Source organism: Pseudomonas sp. H2_A10, assembly GCF_054680085.1.
The window spans coordinates 5700650-5722841 of sequence record NZ_CP162821.1; the positions used below are offsets into that span (position 1 = coordinate 5700650).

Consider the following 22192-nt stretch of genomic DNA (forward strand, 5'->3'; position numbering starts at 1 on the left):
CCCGCCCTTCGATGAGTTTTTTCAATCGAAGTCGGCTGGCTGTGCCCGCGTTTATCAGCTACCATTTTCGCAAATGAACATTCATGTTCGAATTCCAATACGAAAAAGATCGCGAGGCCAGCCGATGAACCCCTCTACCTTGCCTGCTCCACCGCTTGCCGAAGTCTATGACGTCGCCGTTATCGGCGGTGGAATCAACGGCGTCGGCATTGCAGCAGACGCAGCCGGGCGCGGTTTGTCGGTATTCCTTTGCGAAAAGGACGACCTGGCCAGCCATACCTCCTCTGCCAGCAGCAAGCTGATCCACGGTGGCCTGCGCTACCTGGAACATTACGAATTCCGCCTGGTGCGCGAAGCCCTGGCCGAACGTGAAGTGCTACTGGCCAAGGCCCCGCACATCGTCAAGCAGATGCGTTTTGTATTGCCGCACCGCCCGCACCTGCGTCCGGCCTGGATGATTCGTGCCGGCCTGTTCCTGTACGACCACTTGGGCAAGCGCGAAAAGCTCGCCGGCTCCAAAAGCCTCAAGTTCGGCGCCGACAGCCCGCTGAAAAGCGAAATCACCAAAGGCTTCGAATACTCCGACTGCTGGGTCGATGACGCCCGCCTGGTGGTGCTCAACGCCATGGCCGCCCGCGAAAAAGGCGCGCACATTCACACCCAGACCCGCTGCATCAGCGCACACCGCAGCAACGGCATGTGGGACATGAACATGGAACGCGCGGACGGCAGCCTGTTCTCGATCCGCGCCCGTGCGCTGGTAAATGCCGCCGGCCCATGGGTCGCCAAGTTCATCAAGGACGACCTGAAGCTGGACTCGCCCTACGGCATCCGCCTGATCCAGGGCAGCCACCTGATCGTGCCTAAACTGTACGAAGGCGCCCACGCACATATCCTGCAGAACGAAGACCAGCGCATCGTCTTCACCATTCCGTACCTGAACCACCTGACCATCATCGGTACCACCGACCGCGAATACACCGGCGACCCGGCCGCCGTTGCGATTACCGAAGGCGAAACCGACTACATGCTCAATGTGGTCAACGCGCACTTCAAGAAGCAACTGAGTCGCGACGACATCGTCCACACCTACTCCGGCGTACGCCCGCTGTGCAACGACGAGTCAGACAACCCATCGGCCATCACGCGTGACTACACCTTGTCGTTGTCCGGCGGCACGGGCGAAGCGCCGATCCTGTCGGTATTCGGTGGCAAGCTGACCACCTATCGCAAGCTCGCCGAATCGGCCATGGCGCAACTGGCCCCGTATTTCACCCAGATGCGCCCGAGTTGGACCGCCAAGGCCAGCCTGCCGGGCGGCGAAGACATGGCCACCCCAGAAGCCCTGGCCGATGCCATCGGCAACACATTCGACTGGTTGCCGAGCGAGATTGCGCGCCGCTGGTCCACCACCTATGGCAGCCGCACCTGGCGCCTGCTGGAGGGCGTGCAGTCGCTGGCCGATCTGGGCGACCACCTGGGGGGCGGCCTGTACACCCGCGAAGTCGACTACCTGTGCACCGAAGAATGGGCAACCCAAGCCGAGGACGTGTTGTGGCGCCGAACCAAGCTCGGCCTGTTCACCACCCCGCAAGAACAGGACAACCTGAAACACTACCTGTGCAAGGTTGAGCAAAATCGCAGCAAGACCCAGGCGGCCTGACAGGCCCTCGCTCCCCAAGCCCCTGCACCGTGAGGTCCAGGGGCTTTTTTTATACCTGCCAGGCATTCGGTTTTCCGAACGCCATATCCAGGGCTATTCGGTTTGCCGGACTCAAGCGTTATAAATCCTCCGCCAAACAAAGATAATTATTATATAAATCAGCCGCTTAACCTTTTACTTCTGGCCTGGCACGACTCATGCTCTACACTTCTGGACGATTGCCTGAACCCCCTCAGGAGCCGTCACGGGCATTCGCTGTACAACAGAGCCGTTTAACCGGCTTCATAAAAAAAACAAATGTCGAGGAAGTATTGATGCGCATCGTTCCCCATATCCTGGGCGCAGCTATCGCTGCCGCTCTGATCAGCACTCCAGTTTTTGCAGCCGAACTCACCGGCACACTGAAGAAAATCAACGACTCCGGCACCATCACCCTCGGTCACCGCGACAGTTCCATTCCGTTTTCCTACATCGCGGATGGTTCGGGCAAACCGGTGGGCTACTCCCACGACATTCAGCTGGCCATCGTTGAAGCCCTGAAAAAAGACCTGAACAAACCCGATCTGCAGGCCAAGTACAACCTGGTCACCTCGCAGACCCGTATTCCGTTGGTTCAAAACGGCACTGTCGACATCGAGTGCGGTTCCACCACCAACAACGCTGAACGCGCTCAACAAGTCGCCTTCACCACCAACATCTTCGAAATCGGCACCCGTCTGCTGGTCAAAAAAGATAAAGACGGCAAGCCAAGCTACGCCGACTTCGCCGACCTCAAAGGCAAGAACGTCGTGACCACCGCCGGTACCACGTCCGAGCGTATCATCAAGGCGATGAACGCCGACAAGCAGATGGGCATGAACGTCATCTCCGCCAAAGACCACGGCGAATCCTTCCAGATGCTCGAAAGCGGCCGCGCTGTCGCGTTCATGATGGATGACGCGCTGTTGGCGGGTGAAGAAGCCAAGGCCAAGAAGCCGGATGAATGGGTGATCACCGGTACTCCACAGTCCTTCGAAGCCTATGCGTGCATGGTTCGCAAAGACGACCCGGCCTTCAAGAAGGCAGTCGACGACGCCATCGCCGGCCTGTACAAGTCCGGCGAGATCAACAAGATCTACGCCAAGTGGTTCGAAAGCGCGATCCCACCAAAAGGCCTGAACCTCAACTTCCCGATGAGCGACAAGGTCAAGGAACTGATCAAGAACCCGACCGACAAGCCGGCGCCTGACGTAAAAATCTGATTCCTGACTAACCTTATCCCCTGAGGGAGCCAACCCTCCCTCAGGTGTCTGTTACTACCTGCTGGCTATAACTTGGAACACTCGACCTGGCGGTTTTCGAGCCGATCGTGTGTGCCTGGCGTTCATCGCCGGGTGGGAACGGATTTTCCCCAAGCGGGTGCTTGTACATCGATCGATTTCGGGGGAGACCCTAATGAATTACAACTGGGACTGGGGCGTGTTCTTCAAGTCCACCGGCGTGGGCAGCGAGACTTATCTCGACTGGTACATCTCCGGGCTGGGCTGGACCATCGCCATCGCCGTCGTGGCATGGATTATCGCCTTGCTGCTGGGCTCCATTCTGGGGGTCATGCGCACGGTGCCAAACCGCATCGTATCGGGCATCGCGACCTGCTACGTGGAACTGTTTCGCAACGTGCCGCTGCTGGTTCAGCTGTTCATCTGGTATTTCCTGATACCCGACCTGCTGCCGCAGAACCTGCAGGACTGGTACAAACAAGACCTCAACCCGACCACCTCGGCCTACCTGAGCGTCGTCGTGTGCCTGGGCCTCTTCACCGCCGCCCGCGTGTGCGAGCAAGTGCGTACCGGTATCCAGGCGCTGCCACGCGGCCAGGAATCCGCCGCGCGCGCCATGGGCTTCAAGCTGCCGCAGATTTACTGGAACGTGCTGCTGCCCCAGGCCTACCGCATCATCATTCCGCCGCTCACCTCGGAATTTCTCAACGTGTTCAAGAACTCCTCCGTGGCGTCCTTGATCGGCTTGATGGAATTGCTGGCGCAAACCAAGCAGACCGCCGAGTTCTCGGCCAACCTGTTTGAAGCCTTCACCCTGGCCACGCTGATCTACTTCACCTTGAACATGAGCCTGATGCTGCTGATGCGCCTGGTCGAGAAGAAAGTGGCGGTGCCCGGCCTGATCTCCGTGGGGGGTAAATAATGGAATTCGATTTCAGCGGCATCATCCCCGCTATCCCAGGCCTGTGGAACGGCATGGTCATGACCTTGAAGCTGATGGTCATGGGCGTGGTCGGCGGCATCATCCTGGGCACGATCCTCGCCCTGATGCGCCTGTCGTCCAGCAAACTGCTGTCGCGCGTGGCCGGCGCCTATGTGAACTACTTCCGCTCGATCCCGCTGCTGCTGGTGATCACCTGGTTCTACCTGGCGGTGCCGTTCGTGCTGCGCTGGATCACCGGCGAAGATACCCCGATCGGTGCGTTCACCTCCTGCGTCGTGGCCTTCATGATGTTCGAAGCCGCGTACTTCTGCGAAATCGTGCGGGCCGGCGTGCAGTCGATCCCCAAGGGCCAGATGGCGGCGGCACAGGCGATGGGCATGACCTATGGCCAGACCATGCGCCTGATCATCCTGCCCCAGGCGTTCCGCAAGATGACCCCGTTGCTGTTGCAACAGAGCATCATCCTGTTCCAGGACACCTCGCTGGTCTACACCGTGGGCCTGGTGGACTTCCTCAACTCCGCCCGCTCCAACGGCGACATCATCGGCCGTTCCAATGAGTTCCTGATCTTCGCCGGTGTTGTCTACTTCATCATCAGCTTTTCCGCCTCGCTGCTGGTCAAGCGTCTGCAAAAAAGGTTTGCCGTATGATCTCTATCAAGAACATCAACAAGTGGTATGGCGACTTCCAGGTGCTGACCGATTGCAGCACTGATGTCAAAAAAGGCGAAGTGATCGTGGTGTGCGGGCCGTCGGGTTCGGGCAAATCCACCCTGATCAAGTGCGTCAACGCGCTGGAACCGTTCCAGAAGGGCGACATCGTGGTCGACGGCACCTCTATCGCCGACCCGAAGACCAACCTGCCGAAACTGCGTTCACGCGTGGGCATGGTGTTCCAGCACTTCGAACTGTTCCCGCACCTGACCATCACTGAAAACCTGACCATCGCGCAGATCAAGGTGCTTGGCCGCAGCAAGGAAGAAGCCACCAAGAAAGGCCTGCAACTGCTTGAGCGCGTGGGCCTCTCGGCACACGCCCACAAGCATCCTGGCCAGCTCTCCGGCGGCCAGCAGCAACGTGTGGCTATCGCCCGCGCCCTGGCCATGGACCCGATCGTCATGCTGTTCGACGAACCGACCTCGGCCCTGGACCCGGAAATGGTCAACGAAGTACTGGACGTGATGGTGCAACTGGCCCAGGAAGGCATGACCATGATGTGCGTGACCCACGAAATGGGCTTTGCCCGCAAAGTGGCCGACCGCGTGATCTTCATGGACGCCGGCAAGATCATCGAAGACTGCCCGAAAGAAGAGTTCTTCGGCGACATCAGCGCCCGCTCCGAGCGCGCGCAGCACTTCCTTGAAAAAATCCTGCAGCACTAAGCCCACAGCTTCCCCCTGCCGAAACAGGGCCAATGTGGGAGGGGGCTTGCCCCCGATAGCGGTGGATCAGTAACAGAAGTTGCGACTGACACACTGCTATCGGGGGCAAGCCCCCCTCCCACACTGGACCGCGCAGGATGGCAGCTCTGGTTGACCCAAGGCATCTGTGATGAAATGCGACCCCAACCAATTTCGCGCCGCACCGCCATCACTTGCCGTGAAACCTCGTCTGATCCGCCAACTGTTCCTGCCGCCGTTGATCCTCGCGCTGATGATCGGCCTGGGTTATATCGGCTTCTGCGTCAGCGAGTACTACGGCATCCGCGCCCTCAGCGACAATGGCGAACGCCAGTTGGAGCTGCACGCCCGCACCGTCGAGAGCGAAATCAGCAAATACACCTACCTGCCCAGCCTGTTGGAATTGGAGTCCAGCGTCTCCACGCTACTGGCCGACCCCAACCAGGAAACCCGGCAAACCGTTAATGATTACCTCGAAGGCCTGAACCGGCGCAGCCGCAGCCGGGCCATCTACGTAATGGACACCACCGGGCGCGTACTGGCCACCAGTAACTGGCGCGACGCCGACAGTTATCAGGGCGAAGACCTGTCCTTTCGCGCCTATTTCCAGAACGCCGTACGCGGCAGGCCCGGACGCTTTTACGGCATTGGCAGCACCAATGGCGAACCTGGCTATTACCTGGCCCATGGCCTGGAAGAACACGGCAAGATCATCGGCGTCGCCGTCGTCAAAGTGCGCCTCGAAGCCCTGGAAGAACGCTGGCAGCGCGCGCGCCTCGAAGCCTTCGTGAGCGACGAGAACGGCATCATCATCCTCTCCAGCGACCCGGCCCGCCGGCTCAAGGCGGTGCGACCGCTGAGCGATGAGACCAAGGACCGCCTGGCCCACAGCCTGCAATATTACTGGGCCACGTTGAACGAACTGGAGCCATTGGCCCGCGAGCGGCTCAACGAAGGCACCGAGAAACTGACCTTCCCGGCCAACAGCGAAGTGGTCAACGACGAGCAAGCCGTCAGCTACCTGGCGCAAACCCGCCCGCTCAACGACACACCGTGGAATTTCACCCTGCTCACCCCGCTCAACGAGCTGCGCCGCGCGGCCATCAACCAGGGCATCCTGGTGGCCGTGGCGTTCGGCCTGGTGGCGTTGTTGCTGATCGCCTGGAACGAGCGGCGCAAAGTCATCGCCACCCGTCTCGCCGCGCGCGAAGCCCTGCAGGAAGCCAACAGCCAACTGGAACGACGGATTACCGAACGCACCGCCGACCTGCGCGCCAGCAACGAACGGCTCAAGGGCCAGATACGCGAACGGCGCCAGGCCGAAGAAACCCTGCGCCGCGCCCAGGACGAACTGGTGCAGGCCGGCAAGCTCGCAGCCATCGGCCAGATGTCCACCAGCATCGCCCATGAGCTGAACCAGCCGTTGGCCGCGCTGCGCACCTTGTCCGGAAACACCGTGCGTTTCCTCGAGCGCGGCGCTCTGGACACGGCCACCGCGAACCTCAAGACCATCAACGAACTGATCGACCGCATGGGCCGCATCACCGCCAGCCTGCGCTCCTTTGCCCGGCGCGGTGACGACCAGGGCGAGGCCAGCCTCGCCAAAGCGGTGGATGCCGCGTTCCAGGTGCTCGGCGCGCGCTTGGACGGCCTGCCGCTGACCCTGCACCGCGACTTCGCCAACGCCCAATTGCAGATTGACCAGACGCGCCTGGAGCAGATCCTGGTCAACCTGATCGGCAACGCCCTCGACGCCATGCAGGCGCAACCGGCGCCCGAACTGTGGCTGGAGGGCAGCAGCAGCGAGGGCAAATACCGCCTGCATGTGCGCGACAACGGCCACGGCATCCCCCCCGAAGCGCGCAAGCATTTGTTCGAACCGTTCTTCACCACCAAGCCCGGCGAGCAAGGCCTGGGCCTGGGCCTTACGCTGTCCGCCAGCCTTGCGGCGGCCACCGGCGGTAACCTTGCCGTGGAACACCCGGCCAGTGGTGGTACTGCCTTTGTCCTGAGCCTGCCATTGGCGGGCGCTCAACCAGCTGAGTCGACATGAATATTGATCCTCAAGACCTCACCGTGCTGATCGTCGAAGACGACCCCCATGTGCTGCTCGGCTGCCAGCAGGCCCTGGCACTGGAAGATATCCCCAGCGTGGGCGTGGGCAGCGCCGAAGAGGCGCTCAAACGCGTCGGCGAGAACTTCGCGGGCATCGTGATCAGCGACATTCGCCTGCCGGGCATCGATGACCTGGAACTGCTCACCCGCCTCAAGGCCCTGGATAAAAGCCTGCCGGTGGTGTTGATCACCGGGCATGGCGATATCTCCATGGCCGTTGGCGCCATGCGCAACGGCGCCTACGATTTCATGGAAAAACCCTTCTCCCCCGAACGCCTGGTCGACGTCGCCCGCCGCGCCCTGGAACAACGCGGGCTGGCGCGGGAAGTCTGGTCGCTGCGCCGCCAGTTGGCCGAGCGCGACTCCCTCGAAGGCCGCATCATCGGCCGCTCCCCGGCCATGCAGAACCTGCGCGAACTGATCGCCAACGTCGCCGACACCTCGGCCAACGTGCTGATCGAAGGTGAGACCGGCACCGGCAAGGAACTGGTCGCCCGTTGCTTGCATGATTTCAGTCGGCGCCATGCCCACCAGTTCGTTGCACTCAACTGCGGCGGCCTGCCGGAGAACCTCTTCGAAAGCGAGATTTTCGGCCACGAAGCCAACGCCTTCACCGGCGCGGGCAAGCGGCGTATCGGCAAGATCGAACACGCCCACGAAGGCACGCTGTTCCTTGATGAAGTGGAAAGCATGCCGATCAACCTGCAGATCAAATTGCTGCGGGTGTTGCAGGAACGCACCTTGGAACGCCTGGGCTCCAACCAGAGCGTGGCGGTGGATTGCCGGGTGATCGCCGCCACCAAGTCCGACCTCGACGAGCTGAGCCGCGCCAGCCAGTTCCGCAGCGACCTGTACTACCGCCTCAACGTGGTAACCCTGGAACTGCCGCCGCTGCGCGAACGCCGCGAAGATATCCTGCAGCTGTTCGAACACTTCCTGCAGCAGTCATCCCTGCGCTTCGACCGCACCGCGCCGGAGCTGGACAACCAGACCCTGTCCAGCCTGATGAGCCACGACTGGCCCGGCAATGTGCGTGAACTGCGCAACGTCGCCGAGCGTTTCGCCCTGGGCCTGCCCGCTTTCAAAAAAAGCGGCGCCGGCAGCACCGGCCACGGCCTGGCCTTTACCGAAGCGGTGGAAGCCTTCGAACGCAACCTGCTCAGCGACGCCCTGCAACGCAGCGGCGGCAACTTGACCCAAGCCAGCCAGGAGCTGGGGATGGCCAAGACCACCCTGTTCGACAAAGTCAAAAAATATGGGTTGAGTCACTGATGGATCTGTTTTTGAAAGCCGCCCTTGGCGCGGCGGTGGTGCTGATCCTGGCCGCACTGGCCAAAACCCGGAACTACTACATCGCGGGGTTGGTGCCGCTGTTTCCCACCTTTGCGCTGATCGCCCATTACATCGTCGGCAAGGGCCGTTCGGTGGAAGACCTGAAGACCACCATCCTGTTTGGGATGTGGTCGATCATTCCGTACTTCGTATACCTGGCGACGCTGTATGTGATGGTGGACCGAATGCGGCTGGAGGCCTCTTTAGCGGTCGCAGCCGTTGCGTGGCTGATGGCCGCAACGATCCTGGTGAGTATCTGGGTACGCGTCCATACCTGACCCAACTCCCACATTGCTATCCCGGTTATGTCAGCGAACGATCTTGTCCACCTGGATACCGAGCTTTTTCAAGCGATACCAGAAGCTCCTCTCCGAAATTCCGATCTTCGCCGCCGCCGCGGCCTGCACGCCGTTGCTCTCGTGCAATGCCGCCAGAATATAGGCCTTCTCCACCTCCGCCAGCGCCGCGTCCAGGTCTTGGGGGATCCCCGGCCCGTCGCTCAACACCGCCGCAACACCGCCCGCCCCGCTCGGCTTGGATGCAAACAGGTAACCCGGCAAGTCGATATCCTCGATGAGCGGTGATGCCGCCACAATGGTTGCGCGTTCCACGCAGTTTTGCAGCTCGCGGATATTGCCCGGCCAGTGGTACGCCGCCATGGCCTGCAACGCCTCGGCGCTGAAACCGGTGATGCGTTTGCCGGCGGTGGCGCTGAGGGTCTGGGCGAAATGCCGGGCCAGCGGCGCGATGTCTTCCACGCGTTCGCGCAAGGCCGGCAATGGGATCGGGAACACATTGAGGCGGTAATACAGGTCTTCGCGAAACTCCTTGTTGGCCACCGCATCCAGCAAATTCTTGTTGGTGGCGGCGATCACCCGCACATCCACCTTGCGCTCGCGCGGGTCGCCCACCGGCTCGATCACTCGCTCCTGCAAGGCACGCAGGATCTTGGCTTGCAACGCCAGTGGCATGTCACCGACCTCGTCAAGAAACAGCGTGCCCTTGTCGGCCTGCATAAAGCGCCCTACCCGATCAGCCACGGCGCCGGTAAACGCGCCCTTGCGATGGCCGAACATCTCGCTTTCCAGCAGGCCTTCGGGGATCGCCGCGCAGTTGACGGCGACAAAGGGCTGGTCGGCGCGGCAGCCATGCTTATGGATAGCCCGGGCGACCATTTCCTTGCCGGTGCCGCTTTCGCCGGTCAGCAAGATGGTGGCGCTGCTGTCGCGCACCGAGTCCACCGCGTGCAGCACCTTGCGAAACGCCGGGCTATCGCCCACCAGGCTGTCGAACTGTGCGTGTTCGTCCAATTCGGCGCGCAGGCGGGCGTTGTCGCGCAGGATGTCGCGAAATTGCAGGGCCTTGGCCACGGTGATGTCCAGCTCGTCGATATCGAACGGCTTGGCGATGTAGTCATAGGCGCCGTTACGCATCGACTGCACGGCGTTCTTGACGGTGCTGTAGGCGGTCATCACGATCACCGGCACATGGGGGTAGCGCACTTTGATCTCGGCCAGCAGCGCCGGGCCGTCCATGCCTGGCATGCGCCAGTCGCTGATCACCAGGTCGATGGCTTCCTGCTCCAGCACCTTGAGCGCGTGCAGGCCGTTGCCGGCGATAAACACCTGGATGCCGTTCTGGCCCAGGGCCGATGCCAGCAGGTCGCACAGCTTGGGTTCGTCATCGACTACCAGAATGTTATGCGTCATGTGTGTCCTCGTCGTCTTCGCCCATCGCCGGAATGTACAGGCTGAACGTGGCGCCGGCATCTTTCTCGCTGGTGCATTCGATGCTGCCGTCGTGACTTTCCATGATCGAATAGACCTTGGCCAGCCCCAACCCCGTGCCCGAGGCCTTGGTGGTGACGAAGGGCGTGAAGATGCGCTCGATCATGTCGGGCGCAATGCCCTGGCCGGAATCGGCAATGCTGATGACCGTGTTGTCGCCGACCGTACGAATCCCCACCGTCAGGCGCCCGCCATCGGGCATCGCATCAATCGCGTTGAGAATCAGGTTGAGGCAGGCCTGTTTGAGTTGCTTGGCGTCGGCATACATCATCGCCCCCGGCGCCTGGTCGTCGACCTGCGCATCGATGTTATGCGTCGCCAGCTCCGGCGCACAGAAGCCGAGGATCTCCTCCACCAGAGGGCGCGCCGGCTGCACCACGCGCAAGGGTGGGTTGGGCTTGGCGAAATCGAGGAATTCGGTGATCAGGTCGTTGATGCGGCTGACTTCGCTGACCACATATTCCAGGTGGCGTTTGTCGGTGTCCGGCAGGTCGGCGCGGCGGTGCAACAACTGGGTGGCGGTCTTGATGATGCCCAGGGGGTTGCGGATTTCGTGGGCCAGGCCCATGGCGACTTCACCCAGCGCATGCAGGCGGTCACGTCGGCGCAGTTGGGCTTCGAGGTAATGCAACTCCCCCAGGCGCTCGGTCATATGGTTGAAGGTGCTGCTCAATTGCGCCAGCTCGTCGCCGCCGCTGACCGCCACGCGGTGCGTGTAGTTGCCGGAGATCACCGCCCCCACGCCTTGGGACAAATCTCGCAAAGGCCGGGTCAGGCGTCGCGACACCAGCACCCCCGCCGCCAGCGACAGCGCCGAGCTGACCAGGAAAATCAGCACGAACAGGTTGCTCTGGTTGACCAGCCCCACCAGGCTGCTGTGGCGCAGCAGGCCGCTGAAGATCACGCCTTGCAAGTCGCCGGCATCGTTGAAGATCGGCCAGTACAAGCCGCTGTAGTTATTGGTGAACTGCTCGCTGGGCTGGCGCGTGGCGCGCATGGCGGTTTCGACATTCTTGGGGATGCGCGCGGGGTGGTCCTCGAAGCGCTGGGTCGAAAAGATTTCCGTGAACCCGTCCGGGTTGGCCAGGTACAGGCGCAGGTCGAGGGAATGCACATCGGCAACACTGGTGAGGAAACTGCTGTCCAGGTAGGTACCGACCAGCAACAGATAGTCGACGCCGTCCCGGCTGGTCTCGAAGGTGGAGACCACAATACCGGTGGTGGCCCCGCCCACCTTGACCGTTTGCAGCACCGTGTTCTTGGCCAGGCTGATCTGCTGCACGATGTCATCGGCGGCGGTGGTAAAGACCACTTTGTGATCACTGGCGCGAATCAGCGCCACCACGTCGATATCCGTGGCATCGGCAATGTCGGCCGTCAGCCGGTCGTGCCGGACGGCTTGGCGGTTATCCGGCGCACTGGTGTAGCGCAAGAACAGCTTGGCCATGCGCGCGTTGTCGTGAAGGATGTCGCCGATCTCGTCCTTGACGATCTTGGTCGACTCCTGCAGCCAGATGCGCACGTTACTGTCGAAGATCTGCGACAGCGTAGTGGCGGCCAGCTCCGCCGCGATCATGGTGGGAACCACACTCACCAACCAGAACGCCAGCACCAGCTTGCGCTGGACACTCCAGCGCGAAATGGCAAAAGGGCGGGCTTTCTGGCGGGTCTTGGTGATCATCAGGTTTCGCTTATCGCAGCAGCCATGGCAGGGTCGGAACGATCCGGTCGAATGAACAGTTTTACAAGCTTGAGCAGGCCGTTGACCAGCCGGTTGCGATGGCGAAAGAACAAGCTGTTGCCCCGGAACCCGCAGCCCAGGCGCAGCTTACTGGCATACCCGGCCTGGCCGCACTCGTACAGCGCAATATTGTGTTGAATACAGTAGTCGACGTTGGTCAGCCAACTGCGCAAGTACAGGTTGTAGTCGCGAGTGGCCTCCACGTCATGCCCGAAAAACTTGTCGACCAGCCGCTGTTCGTCCACCAGCATCAGGTTGAACGCCACCAAGTGCTCATCCACCCAGTAAAGCGCACACACCGCGCGCGACCCAAGGCGCTCAAGCACGCCGGTGAAATAGCTGGCGGGCAAGCGTTCGAACTGCAACTCGGCGCGGCTCAGGGTGGCTTCGTACAGGCGCATGACCTCGGGCAGCACATCGTCGATAGTGCGCCGCCACTCTACCCGTGGGCCGGGCGCGCGCAGTTTGCGGCGCAGGTCCTTGCGTGTGGATTTGCCCAGCGAGCCGAGGTAGGCGTCCACCGAACCATAGGGCAACGGCAATACGCCCGTGGGCAAACTCGGCATCGTCTGGAAACCGTTGGCACGGCAACTGTCGACCCAGTGCGGGTCGTTGCTCGGCGCGTCCTTGACCGCCAGCAGGCCGATACCGAAGTCATCGGCATCGTGGCGCGCGGCCTCCAGCACATGCCGGAGCAACAGCGCACGCCGCGCCGCGGGCACGTGGCTGGCGAACCCGGCATCGCAGCGCTCGGCCACCGGCGAGCCGATGGCGTACAGCCCCAATTGCAAAACACCCGGCCACAGGCGCTCCAGGCGGTCGGTCAAGCGCTTGCCGGCGCCGGACACCGTGGTGTCGAGGCGGTAATGCGTGATGAACGCGGGCGCGACCGCCACCAGGGTCCCGTCTTGGTAAACCGCCAGGTAGCGCCATTGGAAATCCTCGATGGCGGCGTTTTCCACGGCGACGTAATAGTCCCAGTCCTCCAGGGCACCCGGGAAGCAATCGTTCCAGGCACTGCGCTGGAGGGCCCGGATGGTCGGGAAGGCTTGGGTGGTGATCACGTATTTCCCTTATGCCGAGCGGCAATCAACGGTGTGCAGGCTGTGGGAGCTTGTGTTCCGCTCGATAAACTCCGCACTCAACTCAATCACCCGCCGGTATTGCAGGTCGACGGTGATCATGTGGTAGCAGTTATCCAACAGGATCTTGGTCACCGGCCCGCCGAGGTGGCGCTCCACGTAGTCGGCGTTCCAGCGGCTGGTGATGTCGTCCTCGATGGAGTGCAGCACCAGGGCCGGAACCTGGATGCCGGGCATGCGTTTCTTGACCACCGCGTTCATCCAGTGCAACTCGCGCACGGTGACGCCTTCCATGGTCAACAACCCCGCTTCGCTGCTCTCGCCCTCCTTCATCTGCCGTTCGACGATCGCCCGCAGCCGTTCATTCTTGATGCCGTACGGGGGCTTCTCGGTGAAGCGGAACAGGCGCACACCGAAGGGAATGCGGATCAGCAACGGCGTGATAAACGCCATTTTGCTGATGCTCCAACCGTCGTACTTCAACGTAGTGGAGTACATCAGCAAGCCGGCGACCTGGCCCGGATGCTCGGAGGCCAGGTACATCGACATCACCGCGCCCATGGACAAACCACCGACAAACACCTGCGCGTGGCGCCGCTTGATCTGCACGAAGGTCTTGCGCACGCCTTCGTACCAGTCCCGCCAGCCGGTGGCCTGCAGGTCGCTGTTGTCACCGCAGTGCCCGGCCAGGGTGGGCACGTACACCGTGCAATTGCCCGCCCTGGCCAGGCCCTTGGCGACCTGGCGCAGTTCGGTCGGCGTGCCGGTCAGGCCGTGGATCAACAGGATCCCGACCGGCCCGGCACCGAGAACGAAGCCGGCATCCCCTTCGCCGAGGTCGATCCCTGCGCTGTTCACCGGTGGGTCGCTCGCACCAGCAGTTGCTCCAGCAGCTTCAGGCCCAGTTCGATTTCCGGGTAGCTGATTTCCAGGGACGGCGCCAGGGTGATCACGTTTTTGTAGTAACCGCCCACGTCGAGGATCAGGCCGAGTTTCTGGCCATCCACCAGCATGTCGCCCTTCATGCCTTCTTCGACCATGTAGTCCAGGGTCGCCTTGTCCGGCGTGAAACCATCCGGCGCGCAGATTTCGCAGCGCAGGGCCAGGCCCAGGCCGTCGACGTCGCCGATGATCGGGAAGCGTTTTTGCAGGTCTTGCAGGCCTTCGAGGAAAAATTTGCCCTTGGCCATGACCATCGCGCCGTAGTCGACTTCGTTGGTCATCTTGAACATTTCCAGGCCTACCGCCGTACCCAGCGGGTTGGAGGCGAAGGTGGAATGGGTGGAGCCCGGCGGGAAAATCTTCGGGTTGATCAGCTCTTCACGGGCCCAGATACCACCCAGCGGGTTGAGCCCGTTGGTCAGCGCCTTGCCGAACACGATCACATCCGGTTGTACGTCAAAGTGCTCGATCGACCAGAGTTTGCCGGTGCGGTAGAAGCCCATCTGGATTTCATCGGACACCATCAAAATGCCGTGCTGGTCCAGCACATGCTTGAGCTCGCGGTAAAAGTTCATCGGTGGGATCACGTAGCCGCCGGTGCCCTGGATCGGCTCCACATAGAAGGCGGCGTATTCGCTGCTGCCGACTTTCGGGTCCCACACGCCGTTGTATTCGGTTTCGAACAGGCGGGCGAATTGCTGCACGCAGTGGCTGCCGTATTCTTCTTTCGTCATGCCCTTGGGGCCACGGAAGTGGTACGGGAACGGGATGAACTGCGCGCGTTCGCCAAAGTGGCCGTAGCGACGACGGTAACGGTAGCTGGAGGTGATCGACGAGGCGCCCAGCGTACGCCCATGGTAGCCGCCTTCGAAGGCGAACATCAGGCTCTTGCCGTTGGTGGCGTTGCGCACCACTTTCAGGGAGTCCTCGATGGACTGCGAACCGCCGACGTTGAAATGCACGCGACCGTCGAGGCCGAATTTGTTCTTGGCGTCCACCGCGATCATTTCCGACAGCTCGATCTTGCCCTTGTGCAGGTACTGGCTGGCGATTTGCGGCAGGGTGTCGATCTGCTGTTTCAGCGCATTGTTCAGGCGCGGGTTGGCGTAGCCGAAGTTGACCGCCGAGTACCACATTTGCAGGTCGAGGTAGGCCTGGTCTTCGGTGTCCCACACGTAGGAGCCTTCGCAACGGCTGAAAATACGCGGCGGCTCGATGTAGTGGACGGTGTCGCCGTAGGAGCAGTACTTGGCTTCTTTATCCAGAAGGATCTGGTCTTCGGCGGTGGCGATGCGGATATCAGACATGGTGCAAGAGTTCCTGATTTTCAATAAAGAGGTCAGCCGTCGTAAAGGCGGTGGCATTGGCGGCGACGCTTTGCGGCAGCTGCGCGAGCAGCGCAGGCAGTTGGGCGAAGCAATCGAAGCGCGCATGGGGAATACGGTTGGCGATGCAGTACTCGGCGAGGCTGCCCTTGGCGAACACAAAGTCGGCGGTGGAGGCCACGCACATGTCGGACTTGCCGTCGCCGATCACCAGCACGCGTTTGTTGCGCGGCGTGGACTTGCATTTGCAGTTGCCCGACGCCGCGCGGCAGGCATCGCTCGAATAGGGGAAGTCGATGCGCCAGCTGTTCTGATCAACCTGGCGCAGGCGGTTGGCGAGGATCGGCAGCAGGGTCACGTAGTTGCGCGACAGAATCCGCGCGATGCCTTGCTCGATGCCATCGCTGACCACTTCGAGGGACGCGCCCAGGCCGATCACGTGATCGACGAAGTCCGGAAAGTCCGGGTCGATCTCGACGCTGTCGAAATAGGCCAGTAACTCGGCGGGCGTGGCCTTGATCAGCGCCAGTTGGCGGCTCAGGCATTCGCGTGAACCGATGTGCCCATCCAGCCATTGCTGTTCGATGGTTTCCCATTCGGGGCCGGCGAAGCGTTGGAGGACGTTGTCGATGACGTCGGTGGGGGTGATGGTCCCGTCGAAGTCGCACACGATATGCCAGTCGATCATTGCGGTTACCTTGATGGAGTGCGCTGTCTGCGCTTGCACCAGGGCTAGAGCAGGGATTGTGCCAATTGGCCATATCCCAGCGGGGCCGGGGCTTTGCGCGGTGCGCGCGGGGGATTTGTGTCGTGCAAGCTACAATTTTTGTAGCTTGCTACAAACAAGATGAGTGCTTGCACAGGCGCGCGGGTTTGCGCGTTCATGCGCGTGTACTCACCTAAGGAACTGTGACCATGTTGCGGATCACATGCGCTGCACTGGCCGGCTTATTGAGCCTCACCGCGCAGGCCCAAGGCATCACCGGTGACGTCGGCGCAGGCGTCAGCTATCAACCCCACGACCCCACCGGCAGCCGCTACGAAACCCGGCCCGTGCCCTATCTCGACCTGGACTGGGGCAATGTCAGCCTGGGCACCGATGACGGCCTGACCTGGAGCGCCTTGAACAGCCACGGGCTGACCGCCGGCCCGTATATCAATTACTTGCAGGGGCGCACCACCAACGGCTCATTGCAGGGGCTGCGCAATGTGTCGGACATGGCGGAGGTCGGAGGTTTCATCCAATACGCGCCGGCTGACTTCTGGCGCGTTTATGCGCGGTTGGGCCAGGCGGTCGGCGGTGGCCACGCGCAGAGCGGCGCGCTGGGCAAGGTCGGTGGCGAGTTGGGTTACCCGCTGGGCGGCGGGGTCATCGGCAGCAGCGGCCTGGTAGCGCACTTCGCCGATGCGCGCCAGACCCAAACGTTTTTCGGGGTGGATGATAACGAAGCGGCGGCCACGGGTTTCAAGGCCTACAACGCCAGCGGCGGTTTCCAGAACGTGACCCTGAGCCAGAGTTTCCAGTTTCCGCTGACGCCCAACTGGTCGCTGCTGACCAGCGCCAGCTGGGTACACCTGGTGGGTTCGGCGGCGGACAGCAGCATCGTGCGCCAGACCGGTGAAGTGAATCAGGGGCAAGTGCAGACGGCGATCAGCTATACCTTCGAATGATTCACCTGAGGTCTGGAGATACAAAGGTACAAAATGTGGAAGGGGCTTGCTCCCGATAGCTGTGTATCAGTCATGCATGTATCGGCTGAACCACTGCTATCGGGAGCAAGCCCCCTTGTGTCTTGATACGGGATTAAGCTGAGAGTGAGAGGGTGAGTGGCAAGCTGAATGCCCGAAGTGCTTAAAGCACGTGTGGGAGCCCATGCTGCCACTCACTTCTCCGCTCTGGACATGAGCCCGAACAGTTGAACGAGCCCACCTCGAACAGTTACAAGCGTGGACCAAGCCAGAGCGCTCTCACTTTTAGTGTAAGAGGGTTTGGCTATGTTTTCCTATCCAGCAGGCATTGATGTTTCCAAGGACAGCCTTGAAGCTCGAGTTCATCAGGTTGACGTTGGGGTAAATTGCGCTAACGCCGAAGAAGATTTCCCTGGGTTGATTGGGTGGCTATTGCTTCACCAGGTCGGACGCGTGGTGTTGGAGGCTACTGGCGGTTATGAGCGCAAAGTCATGAAGGCGCTTCAGGCTGCGGGCCTTAATGTCATCTGCGTCAATCCCCGTCGGGCCAAGAGTTTTTCCAGGGCGATGGGGCAACACGCTAAAACCGACCCGATAGACGCAAAGTCTCTTGCGCAGTTCGCAGCGGTTCTCGACTCACCAAGCAGCCGAATCACCAGCCCGGAACATGACGAGTTGCGCGCGTTAGTCCAGCAGCGAGAGAACTTTGTTCAGCAGAGGGACGATGACAGAAGGCGCCTGAAAACAGCCTCCTGCGACGTAGTAAAACCGGCGTTGCAGAGCCATATCGACTACTTGAGCAAGGCTGTGAACGCGATAGAGCAGCTGATTCGCGAAACCGCCAACAGGCTAGACCGCGAAAAAGTCGAACGCCTGTGCTCAGTTAAGGGCATCGGGCTCATTACGGCGGCTAGCCTAATGGCATATCTGCCGGAGCTGGGCGAGATTGGCAGGCGTCCGATCACGGCGCTAGCGGGCCTCGCTCCGTATAACAACGACAGTGGGAAACACCAAGGTGCGCGTCACATTAGCGGCGGGAGGTTTTCCGTGCGTCGCTCGCTCTACATGGCCTGCTGGGTTGTCATCCGGGAACAGCCTGAATTCCAGGCCCGCTATAAAGCACTGCGCGACAAAGGCAAACGCGCAAAAGTTGCGCTAATTGCATGCATGCGTGTTTTGTTAGTCAGGCTGAACGCGATGCTGCGTTATAGAGCCGAATGGAAAGAACACGCTGCCTGAATCTGCAGCGATGTGTGGTTGAAGGTCACACGGCTTGAAGCTGTGGGAGCTTGGCTGTCTTAAAAAGCGATGCCAAAGTTAGGGTCATCAAGACAGTTGCTCCCACATTCGCCCCCATCTCATAGCACTATTTCAGTTCTCTTCGCCCTCGGCCAACAGCGCAATCCCGCCGATAATCACCGCCACGCCCACCCAGTGCAGCGCGCTGATATGTTCGCCCAGCCCCAGCCACGACCCGAGCAACACCACCACAAACACCAGCGAACTCAGCGGGAACGCCAGCGACAGGCTGCTGCGCCGCAGGATCAGCATCCACACGAAAAACGCGCCGATGTAACAGGCAATCGCCGCCAGTATCCCCGGGTTACGCGCCACGTCGGCCAGCCACTGCCAATTGAAATCCATCTGCCCCAACTGGTCACCGGCGAGCTTGGTAAACAACTGCCCGGCGCTCTCGGTGCAGATCAACAAGGCCCACAGCACAATCGTGCCGAACCGCCCATGCAACCACGTCTGCGTCGTCATGCCTGGCTCCCGGCAACGGCCACCAGCATCACCCCCAGGGTGATCACCAACGTGCCCAGCCAGCGCCGGCGGCTGACGGTTTCCCCCAGCACCACCTTGCCCACCAGCACCACCCCGCAATAGGCCAGCGCCGCCGCCGGAAACAACAGGCTCAACGGCGCACGGGACAAGGCTTCCAGCCACACGAAAAACTCGATGACGTAGGCGCCGATCCCGGCCCATAGCAACGGCGCATTGAACACCTGGCCCCAGAACGCATTCAGGCGAAAGCCGCCTTCCAGCTCCGGCAAACGGTCCAGGCCGAGTTTGAAACACAGCTGGCCGATCACATCGAGCACGATAGAAAACGCTACCAACAACACCACGGTCAGGCTCACGGGAACAGCTCCTCAAACAGCTCGATCAAGGCTTCATTGGTCGCGGCATTGCGCTGCAGGTCCTCAGGCGTCCAACGCTGCGGCGGCTGGTCGGACTTGGCCTCCCAGCGCTTGAACGCATTGCTGAACGCCGGCGTGGCGAACTCGCCGCACACGTCGATGCCGATGATGCGCTTGCGCGCCGCCAACGCCCGCAGCGCTTGCAGCAAATGCGTCAGGCGCATGCCGCCCTGGTCCCAGTTGGTGGCCGCGTCTTCGCAGGCCAAGACGTCTTTGTCGATGGTGATCCAGATCGCCTCGGTGGGCAGGCCGCTGATCATCTGTTCGAGGAAGGCCGCCCAATCCAACTGCGCCAGGTTGCGCCAGTGCAGATGGTTTTCCTGCTGCTGGTGACCGGCGCCATCGCCCACCCTGCCCCACACTTTCGACGGCGGGTGCTGCCAGGGAAACAGCTGCAACTGCCCACGCTTGAGGGCGCCCAGGTTGCCGCCGCGCAGTTGCGGGTTATGCAGGTCATCGCTGCACGGGCCCAGGGTGACGATGCGTTTGATCGCCGGCATTTTCAGCGCGCGGTTGACCCACGAACCACAGTGACGCTTGGGCGCAAAACGCACCCAGTCGGGGTGGTTGTCGAAGTGGATCAGGCTGATGGGTTCCTTGAGATCGGCAAGAAACGCAGGCGTGAGATGGTGATAGTCGCCGGAGCCGACAAACAGGATTTCCGGCCGCGCATCCGTGGGCCGTGGCCGTCCGGCCAGGCGTTCGGCGAAGCGTTTCCAGGTTTTTTCGGTGGACCACAGGCGCAGCTTGGGGCCCAGGTCCAACAGGTCGATACGGGTGGCACGGCCACAGGCCAAACGCCGGGCAATCGGCGCCTGGGCCGTGAGGCTATGGTCGAGGTCGAGAATGTTCAAGGCAGTGTTTCCCCTATGGCTTTAGGGGGTCAATGCAAGGGGCGGGCCAGCGCTTAACTCAAGGACAGTGAGAAACAAATGTGGGAGGGGGCTTGCCCCCTCCCACATTCAGGATTTTGCTTCATTGATGATCTGGCGAATCGCGCCCACGAACGCTTCAGCCGGCTGGCCGCCGCTCACCGCGTATTGGTCGTTGAACACAATGGTCGGCACCGAGCTCACGCCACGGGAGATCCACAGCTGCTCCTGCTCGCGTACCTCGGCAGCGTATTCATCCGAGGCCAGGATCGCGGCGGCGCGCTGGATGTCCAGGCCGACGCTTTCAGCGATGATCGCCAGGGTGGCGTGGTCGGACGGGTTCTGGCCATCGCTGAAGTAGGCCTTGAACAGCGCCTCCTTGAGGTTGTACTGCAAGCCTTCCAACCCGGCCCAATGCAGCAGGCGGTGCGCGTCGAAGGTGTTGTAGATGCGGCTCTGGCCATCGGTGCGGAACGCGAAGCCCAGCGCGGCGCCCATGTCGCGGATGCGCGCGCGGTTGGCCTGGGATTCTTCGGCGCTGGAGCCGTATTTTTCGGTGATGTGCTCAACGATGTTCTGACCGATGGCGGGCATATTCGGGTTCAGTTCGAACGGCTGGAAATGAATCTCGGCCTGCACCTCGGCGCCCAACTGGTCGAGGGCTTCGGTCAGCCCGCGCAGGCCGATGATGCACCAGGGGCAGGACACGTCGCTGACGAAATCGATTTTCAGGGGAGTACTCATGACAGGCAACCTCGTAGGCAAAATGTGCCGCAAAGGTTGCACCATACACCACCTCACAACAGCTTCGCAGGCGCCACCGGTTCAATCTGCGCCCAGTGCGCCGCATCTTCACGATGGGCTTGCAGGTACGGCAACACCGCCGTCAGCAGCGGCGCCTTGAACGCTTCCTGGAAACGATGGGCCATGCCGGGAATCAGCTTCAGCTGGCTGCCCTGGATATGCGCGGCCAGGTGCACGCCGTGCATCACCGGCAACAACGGGTCGGCGGTGCCGTGCACCACCAGGGTCGGCACGCGCAGTTGGTTGAGCAGCGGCACGCGGCTGGGTTCGGCGAGGATCGCCATGATTTGGCGCTTCACACCGTCCGGGTTGAAGGCGCGGTCGTAGGACAGCGCCGCCTGGTGCAGCAACGCCTGGCGGTCGTCCTTTACCGTCGGGCTGCCGAGTGCGGCAAGCAAATCGGCCTGTTGCTCCAGGGCCACTTCACGGTTGGGCGCGCCACGCCGTGACAGTAGCTGTACCAGCGCCGCACTCGGTGCCGGCAAGCCTTCGGCGCCGGAGCTGGTCATGACCAGCGTGAGGCTCTCCACCCGCTGCGGCGCCATGGCCGCAAGATGCTGGGCGATCATGCCGCCCATGCTCGCGCCCAGCACGTGGAACTGCCGAATCTGCAGCGCATCCATCAACCCCAGGGCGTCATCGGCCATATCGGTCAGCGTGTAAGGCGCCGCCACCGGCAGGCCGAGTTTGTAGCGCAGCACTTCGAACGTGAGATTGGCAGTGGCCGGCGGCTGGCGCCAAGTGGACAGGCCCACATCGCGGTTGTCATAGCGGATCACCCGAAAGCCCTGCTGGCACAGGGCGACGACCACTTCATCCGGCCAGTGGATCAATTGCCCGCCCAGGCCCATCACCAGCAGCAAGGCCGGGTCGGACGCACGGCCGATACTCTGGTAGGCGATGCTCACCGTTTCCAGATCAACCGTTTGGGTCGGGACATTGACATCACATCGAGACGCCGCAAAAGACGGCAGGCCGAACAGGAAGGCGGCCAATAAAAGCAACACACGCATGAAAAACACCGAAACGCAGAACCCC

The 22192-nt window shown here is 61.6% G+C and carries 21 protein-coding genes; 10 read left to right on the forward strand and 11 right to left on the reverse strand.

Going from position 1 to position 22192, the window contains the following annotated elements:
* Positions 1-124 precede the first annotated feature (124 nt).
* From glpD to AB4O23_RS26595, 8 genes are all read left to right on the forward strand, one after another.
* Positions 125-1663 carry a glycerol-3-phosphate dehydrogenase gene (gene glpD / locus AB4O23_RS26560; RefSeq protein WP_065877203.1) on the forward strand — a complete coding sequence of 513 codons (1539 nt, stop codon included), beginning with the start codon at positions 125-127 and terminating at the stop codon, positions 1661-1663.
* 314 nt (positions 1664-1977) lie between these two features.
* Positions 1978-2904 carry a glutamate/aspartate ABC transporter substrate-binding protein gene (locus AB4O23_RS26565; RefSeq protein WP_065877204.1) on the forward strand — a complete coding sequence of 309 codons (927 nt, stop codon included), beginning with the start codon at positions 1978-1980 and terminating at the stop codon, positions 2902-2904.
* 193 nt (positions 2905-3097) lie between these two features.
* Positions 3098-3844 carry an amino acid ABC transporter permease gene (locus tag AB4O23_RS26570; RefSeq protein ID WP_017526342.1) on the forward strand — a complete coding sequence of 249 codons (747 nt, stop codon included), beginning with the start codon at positions 3098-3100 and terminating at the stop codon, positions 3842-3844.
* Positions 3844-4515, forward strand: coding sequence for an amino acid ABC transporter permease (locus AB4O23_RS26575; protein ID WP_017526341.1), 672 nt, complete (start codon positions 3844-3846; stop codon positions 4513-4515). Before AB4O23_RS26570 ends, AB4O23_RS26575 begins: the two co-directional genes overlap by 1 nt.
* Positions 4512-5246: an amino acid ABC transporter ATP-binding protein gene (locus AB4O23_RS26580; RefSeq protein WP_017526340.1), complete on the forward strand. Its 735-nt coding sequence runs from the start codon at positions 4512-4514 to the stop codon at positions 5244-5246. Before AB4O23_RS26575 ends, AB4O23_RS26580 begins: the two co-directional genes overlap by 4 nt.
* A 169-nt stretch (positions 5247-5415) precedes the next feature.
* The gene (gene aauS / locus AB4O23_RS26585) at positions 5416-7317 is read left to right on the forward strand and encodes a two-component sensor histidine kinase AauS (protein ID WP_065877205.1); all 1902 of its coding nucleotides are present in this window, start codon (positions 5416-5418) and stop codon (positions 7315-7317) included.
* A 53-nt stretch (positions 7318-7370) separates the two neighbouring features.
* Entirely contained in the window at positions 7371-8651 is a 1281-nt protein-coding gene (gene aauR / locus AB4O23_RS26590; RefSeq protein ID WP_460150536.1) for a two-component response regulator AauR, read from the forward strand.
* A complete protein-coding gene (locus AB4O23_RS26595; RefSeq protein ID WP_017526337.1) occupies positions 8651-8989 on the forward strand; it encodes a GlpM family protein in 339 nt (112 codons plus the stop codon). The genes aauR and AB4O23_RS26595 overlap by 1 nt, the downstream gene beginning before the upstream one ends.
* Positions 8990-9019: 30 nt before the next feature.
* On the opposite strand, the gene AB4O23_RS26600 is transcribed toward AB4O23_RS26595, so the two are convergent.
* From AB4O23_RS26600 to AB4O23_RS26625, 6 genes are read right to left on the reverse strand one after another with little or no spacing between them, the layout of a single operon-like run.
* Positions 9020-10420 carry a sigma-54-dependent transcriptional regulator gene (locus AB4O23_RS26600; RefSeq protein WP_017526336.1) on the reverse strand — a complete coding sequence of 467 codons (1401 nt, stop codon included), beginning with the start codon at positions 10418-10420 and terminating at the stop codon, positions 9020-9022.
* Positions 10410-12179 (reverse strand): sensor histidine kinase, encoded by a 1770-nt coding sequence (locus tag AB4O23_RS26605; protein WP_065877206.1) that lies wholly within the window; start codon positions 12177-12179, stop codon positions 10410-10412. The genes AB4O23_RS26600 and AB4O23_RS26605 overlap by 11 nt, the downstream gene beginning before the upstream one ends.
* Entirely contained in the window at positions 12179-13303 is a 1125-nt protein-coding gene (locus tag AB4O23_RS26610; protein WP_065877207.1) for a GNAT family N-acetyltransferase, read from the reverse strand. The genes AB4O23_RS26605 and AB4O23_RS26610 overlap by 1 nt, the downstream gene beginning before the upstream one ends.
* A 9-nt stretch (positions 13304-13312) precedes the next feature.
* Positions 13313-14179 carry an alpha/beta hydrolase gene (locus tag AB4O23_RS26615; protein ID WP_065877208.1) on the reverse strand — a complete coding sequence of 289 codons (867 nt, stop codon included), beginning with the start codon at positions 14177-14179 and terminating at the stop codon, positions 13313-13315.
* The gene (locus AB4O23_RS26620) at positions 14176-15570 is read right to left on the reverse strand and encodes an aspartate aminotransferase family protein (RefSeq protein ID WP_017526332.1); all 1395 of its coding nucleotides are present in this window, start codon (positions 15568-15570) and stop codon (positions 14176-14178) included. The genes AB4O23_RS26615 and AB4O23_RS26620 overlap by 4 nt, the downstream gene beginning before the upstream one ends.
* Positions 15563-16276, reverse strand: a complete 714-nt coding sequence (locus tag AB4O23_RS26625; protein ID WP_017526331.1) for an MtnX-like HAD-IB family phosphatase — start codon at positions 16274-16276, stop codon at positions 15563-15565. The genes AB4O23_RS26620 and AB4O23_RS26625 overlap by 8 nt, the downstream gene beginning before the upstream one ends.
* Positions 16277-16503: 227 nt before the next feature.
* Between AB4O23_RS26625 and AB4O23_RS26630 the strand changes: the two genes are divergently transcribed.
* Together AB4O23_RS26630 and AB4O23_RS26635 are read left to right on the forward strand one after the other, a co-directional pair.
* Positions 16504-17259 carry a MipA/OmpV family protein gene (locus tag AB4O23_RS26630; RefSeq protein WP_017526330.1) on the forward strand — a complete coding sequence of 252 codons (756 nt, stop codon included), beginning with the start codon at positions 16504-16506 and terminating at the stop codon, positions 17257-17259.
* 324 nt (positions 17260-17583) lie between these two features.
* Complete coding sequence (locus AB4O23_RS26635; RefSeq protein ID WP_068931592.1) at positions 17584-18516, forward strand: IS110 family transposase; 933 nt, start codon at positions 17584-17586, stop codon at positions 18514-18516.
* A gap of 132 nt (positions 18517-18648) precedes the next feature.
* On the opposite strand, the gene AB4O23_RS26640 is transcribed toward AB4O23_RS26635, so the two are convergent.
* The 5 genes from AB4O23_RS26640 to AB4O23_RS26660 all read right to left on the reverse strand — a co-directional run bounded on the left by AB4O23_RS26640 (position 18649) and on the right by AB4O23_RS26660 (position 22167).
* Positions 18649-19041 (reverse strand): DMT family transporter, encoded by a 393-nt coding sequence (locus AB4O23_RS26640; protein ID WP_017526329.1) that lies wholly within the window; start codon positions 19039-19041, stop codon positions 18649-18651.
* Positions 19038-19418 carry a DMT family transporter gene (locus AB4O23_RS26645; protein WP_017526328.1) on the reverse strand — a complete coding sequence of 127 codons (381 nt, stop codon included), beginning with the start codon at positions 19416-19418 and terminating at the stop codon, positions 19038-19040. The genes AB4O23_RS26640 and AB4O23_RS26645 overlap by 4 nt, the downstream gene beginning before the upstream one ends.
* Positions 19415-20332 carry an arginase family protein gene (locus tag AB4O23_RS26650; protein ID WP_065877209.1) on the reverse strand — a complete coding sequence of 306 codons (918 nt, stop codon included), beginning with the start codon at positions 20330-20332 and terminating at the stop codon, positions 19415-19417. The genes AB4O23_RS26645 and AB4O23_RS26650 overlap by 4 nt, the downstream gene beginning before the upstream one ends.
* A 108-nt stretch (positions 20333-20440) precedes the next feature.
* The gene (locus AB4O23_RS26655) at positions 20441-21094 is read right to left on the reverse strand and encodes a DsbA family oxidoreductase (RefSeq protein WP_017526326.1); all 654 of its coding nucleotides are present in this window, start codon (positions 21092-21094) and stop codon (positions 20441-20443) included.
* Positions 21095-21147: 53 nt separating this feature from the next.
* Positions 21148-22167, reverse strand: coding sequence for an alpha/beta fold hydrolase (locus tag AB4O23_RS26660; RefSeq protein WP_017526325.1), 1020 nt, complete (start codon positions 22165-22167; stop codon positions 21148-21150).
* Positions 22168-22192: the final 25 nt, after the last annotated feature.

What these genes read in the sequence shown, in the direction of transcription:
- glpD (WP_065877203.1), top strand. Translation starts at nt 125, where the DNA reads ATGAACCCCTCTACCTTGCCTGCTCCACCGCTTGCCGAAGTCTATGAC.
- AB4O23_RS26565 (WP_065877204.1), top strand. Translation starts at nt 1,978, where the DNA reads ATGCGCATCGTTCCCCATATCCTGGGCGCAGCTATCGCTGCCGCTCTG.
- AB4O23_RS26570 (WP_017526342.1), top strand. Translation starts at nt 3,098, where the DNA reads ATGAATTACAACTGGGACTGGGGCGTGTTCTTCAAGTCCACCGGCGTG.
- AB4O23_RS26575 (WP_017526341.1), top strand. Translation starts at nt 3,844, where the DNA reads ATGGAATTCGATTTCAGCGGCATCATCCCCGCTATCCCAGGCCTGTGG.
- AB4O23_RS26580 (WP_017526340.1), top strand. Translation starts at nt 4,512, where the DNA reads ATGATCTCTATCAAGAACATCAACAAGTGGTATGGCGACTTCCAGGTG.
- aauS (WP_065877205.1), top strand. Translation starts at nt 5,416, where the DNA reads ATGAAATGCGACCCCAACCAATTTCGCGCCGCACCGCCATCACTTGCC.
- AB4O23_RS26595 (WP_017526337.1), top strand. Translation starts at nt 8,651, where the DNA reads ATGGATCTGTTTTTGAAAGCCGCCCTTGGCGCGGCGGTGGTGCTGATC.
- AB4O23_RS26600 (WP_017526336.1), bottom strand. Translation starts at nt 10,420, where the DNA reads ATGACGCATAACATTCTGGTAGTCGATGACGAACCCAAGCTGTGCGAC.
- AB4O23_RS26605 (WP_065877206.1), bottom strand. Translation starts at nt 12,179, where the DNA reads ATGATCACCAAGACCCGCCAGAAAGCCCGCCCTTTTGCCATTTCGCGC.
- AB4O23_RS26620 (WP_017526332.1), bottom strand. Translation starts at nt 15,570, where the DNA reads ATGTCTGATATCCGCATCGCCACCGCCGAAGACCAGATCCTTCTGGAT.
- AB4O23_RS26625 (WP_017526331.1), bottom strand. Translation starts at nt 16,276, where the DNA reads ATGATCGACTGGCATATCGTGTGCGACTTCGACGGGACCATCACCCCC.
- AB4O23_RS26630 (WP_017526330.1), top strand. Translation starts at nt 16,504, where the DNA reads ATGTTGCGGATCACATGCGCTGCACTGGCCGGCTTATTGAGCCTCACC.
- AB4O23_RS26635 (WP_068931592.1), top strand. Translation starts at nt 17,584, where the DNA reads ATGTTTTCCTATCCAGCAGGCATTGATGTTTCCAAGGACAGCCTTGAA.
- AB4O23_RS26640 (WP_017526329.1), bottom strand. Translation starts at nt 19,041, where the DNA reads ATGACGACGCAGACGTGGTTGCATGGGCGGTTCGGCACGATTGTGCTG.
- AB4O23_RS26655 (WP_017526326.1), bottom strand. Translation starts at nt 21,094, where the DNA reads ATGAGTACTCCCCTGAAAATCGATTTCGTCAGCGACGTGTCCTGCCCC.
- AB4O23_RS26660 (WP_017526325.1), bottom strand. Translation starts at nt 22,167, where the DNA reads ATGCGTGTGTTGCTTTTATTGGCCGCCTTCCTGTTCGGCCTGCCGTCT.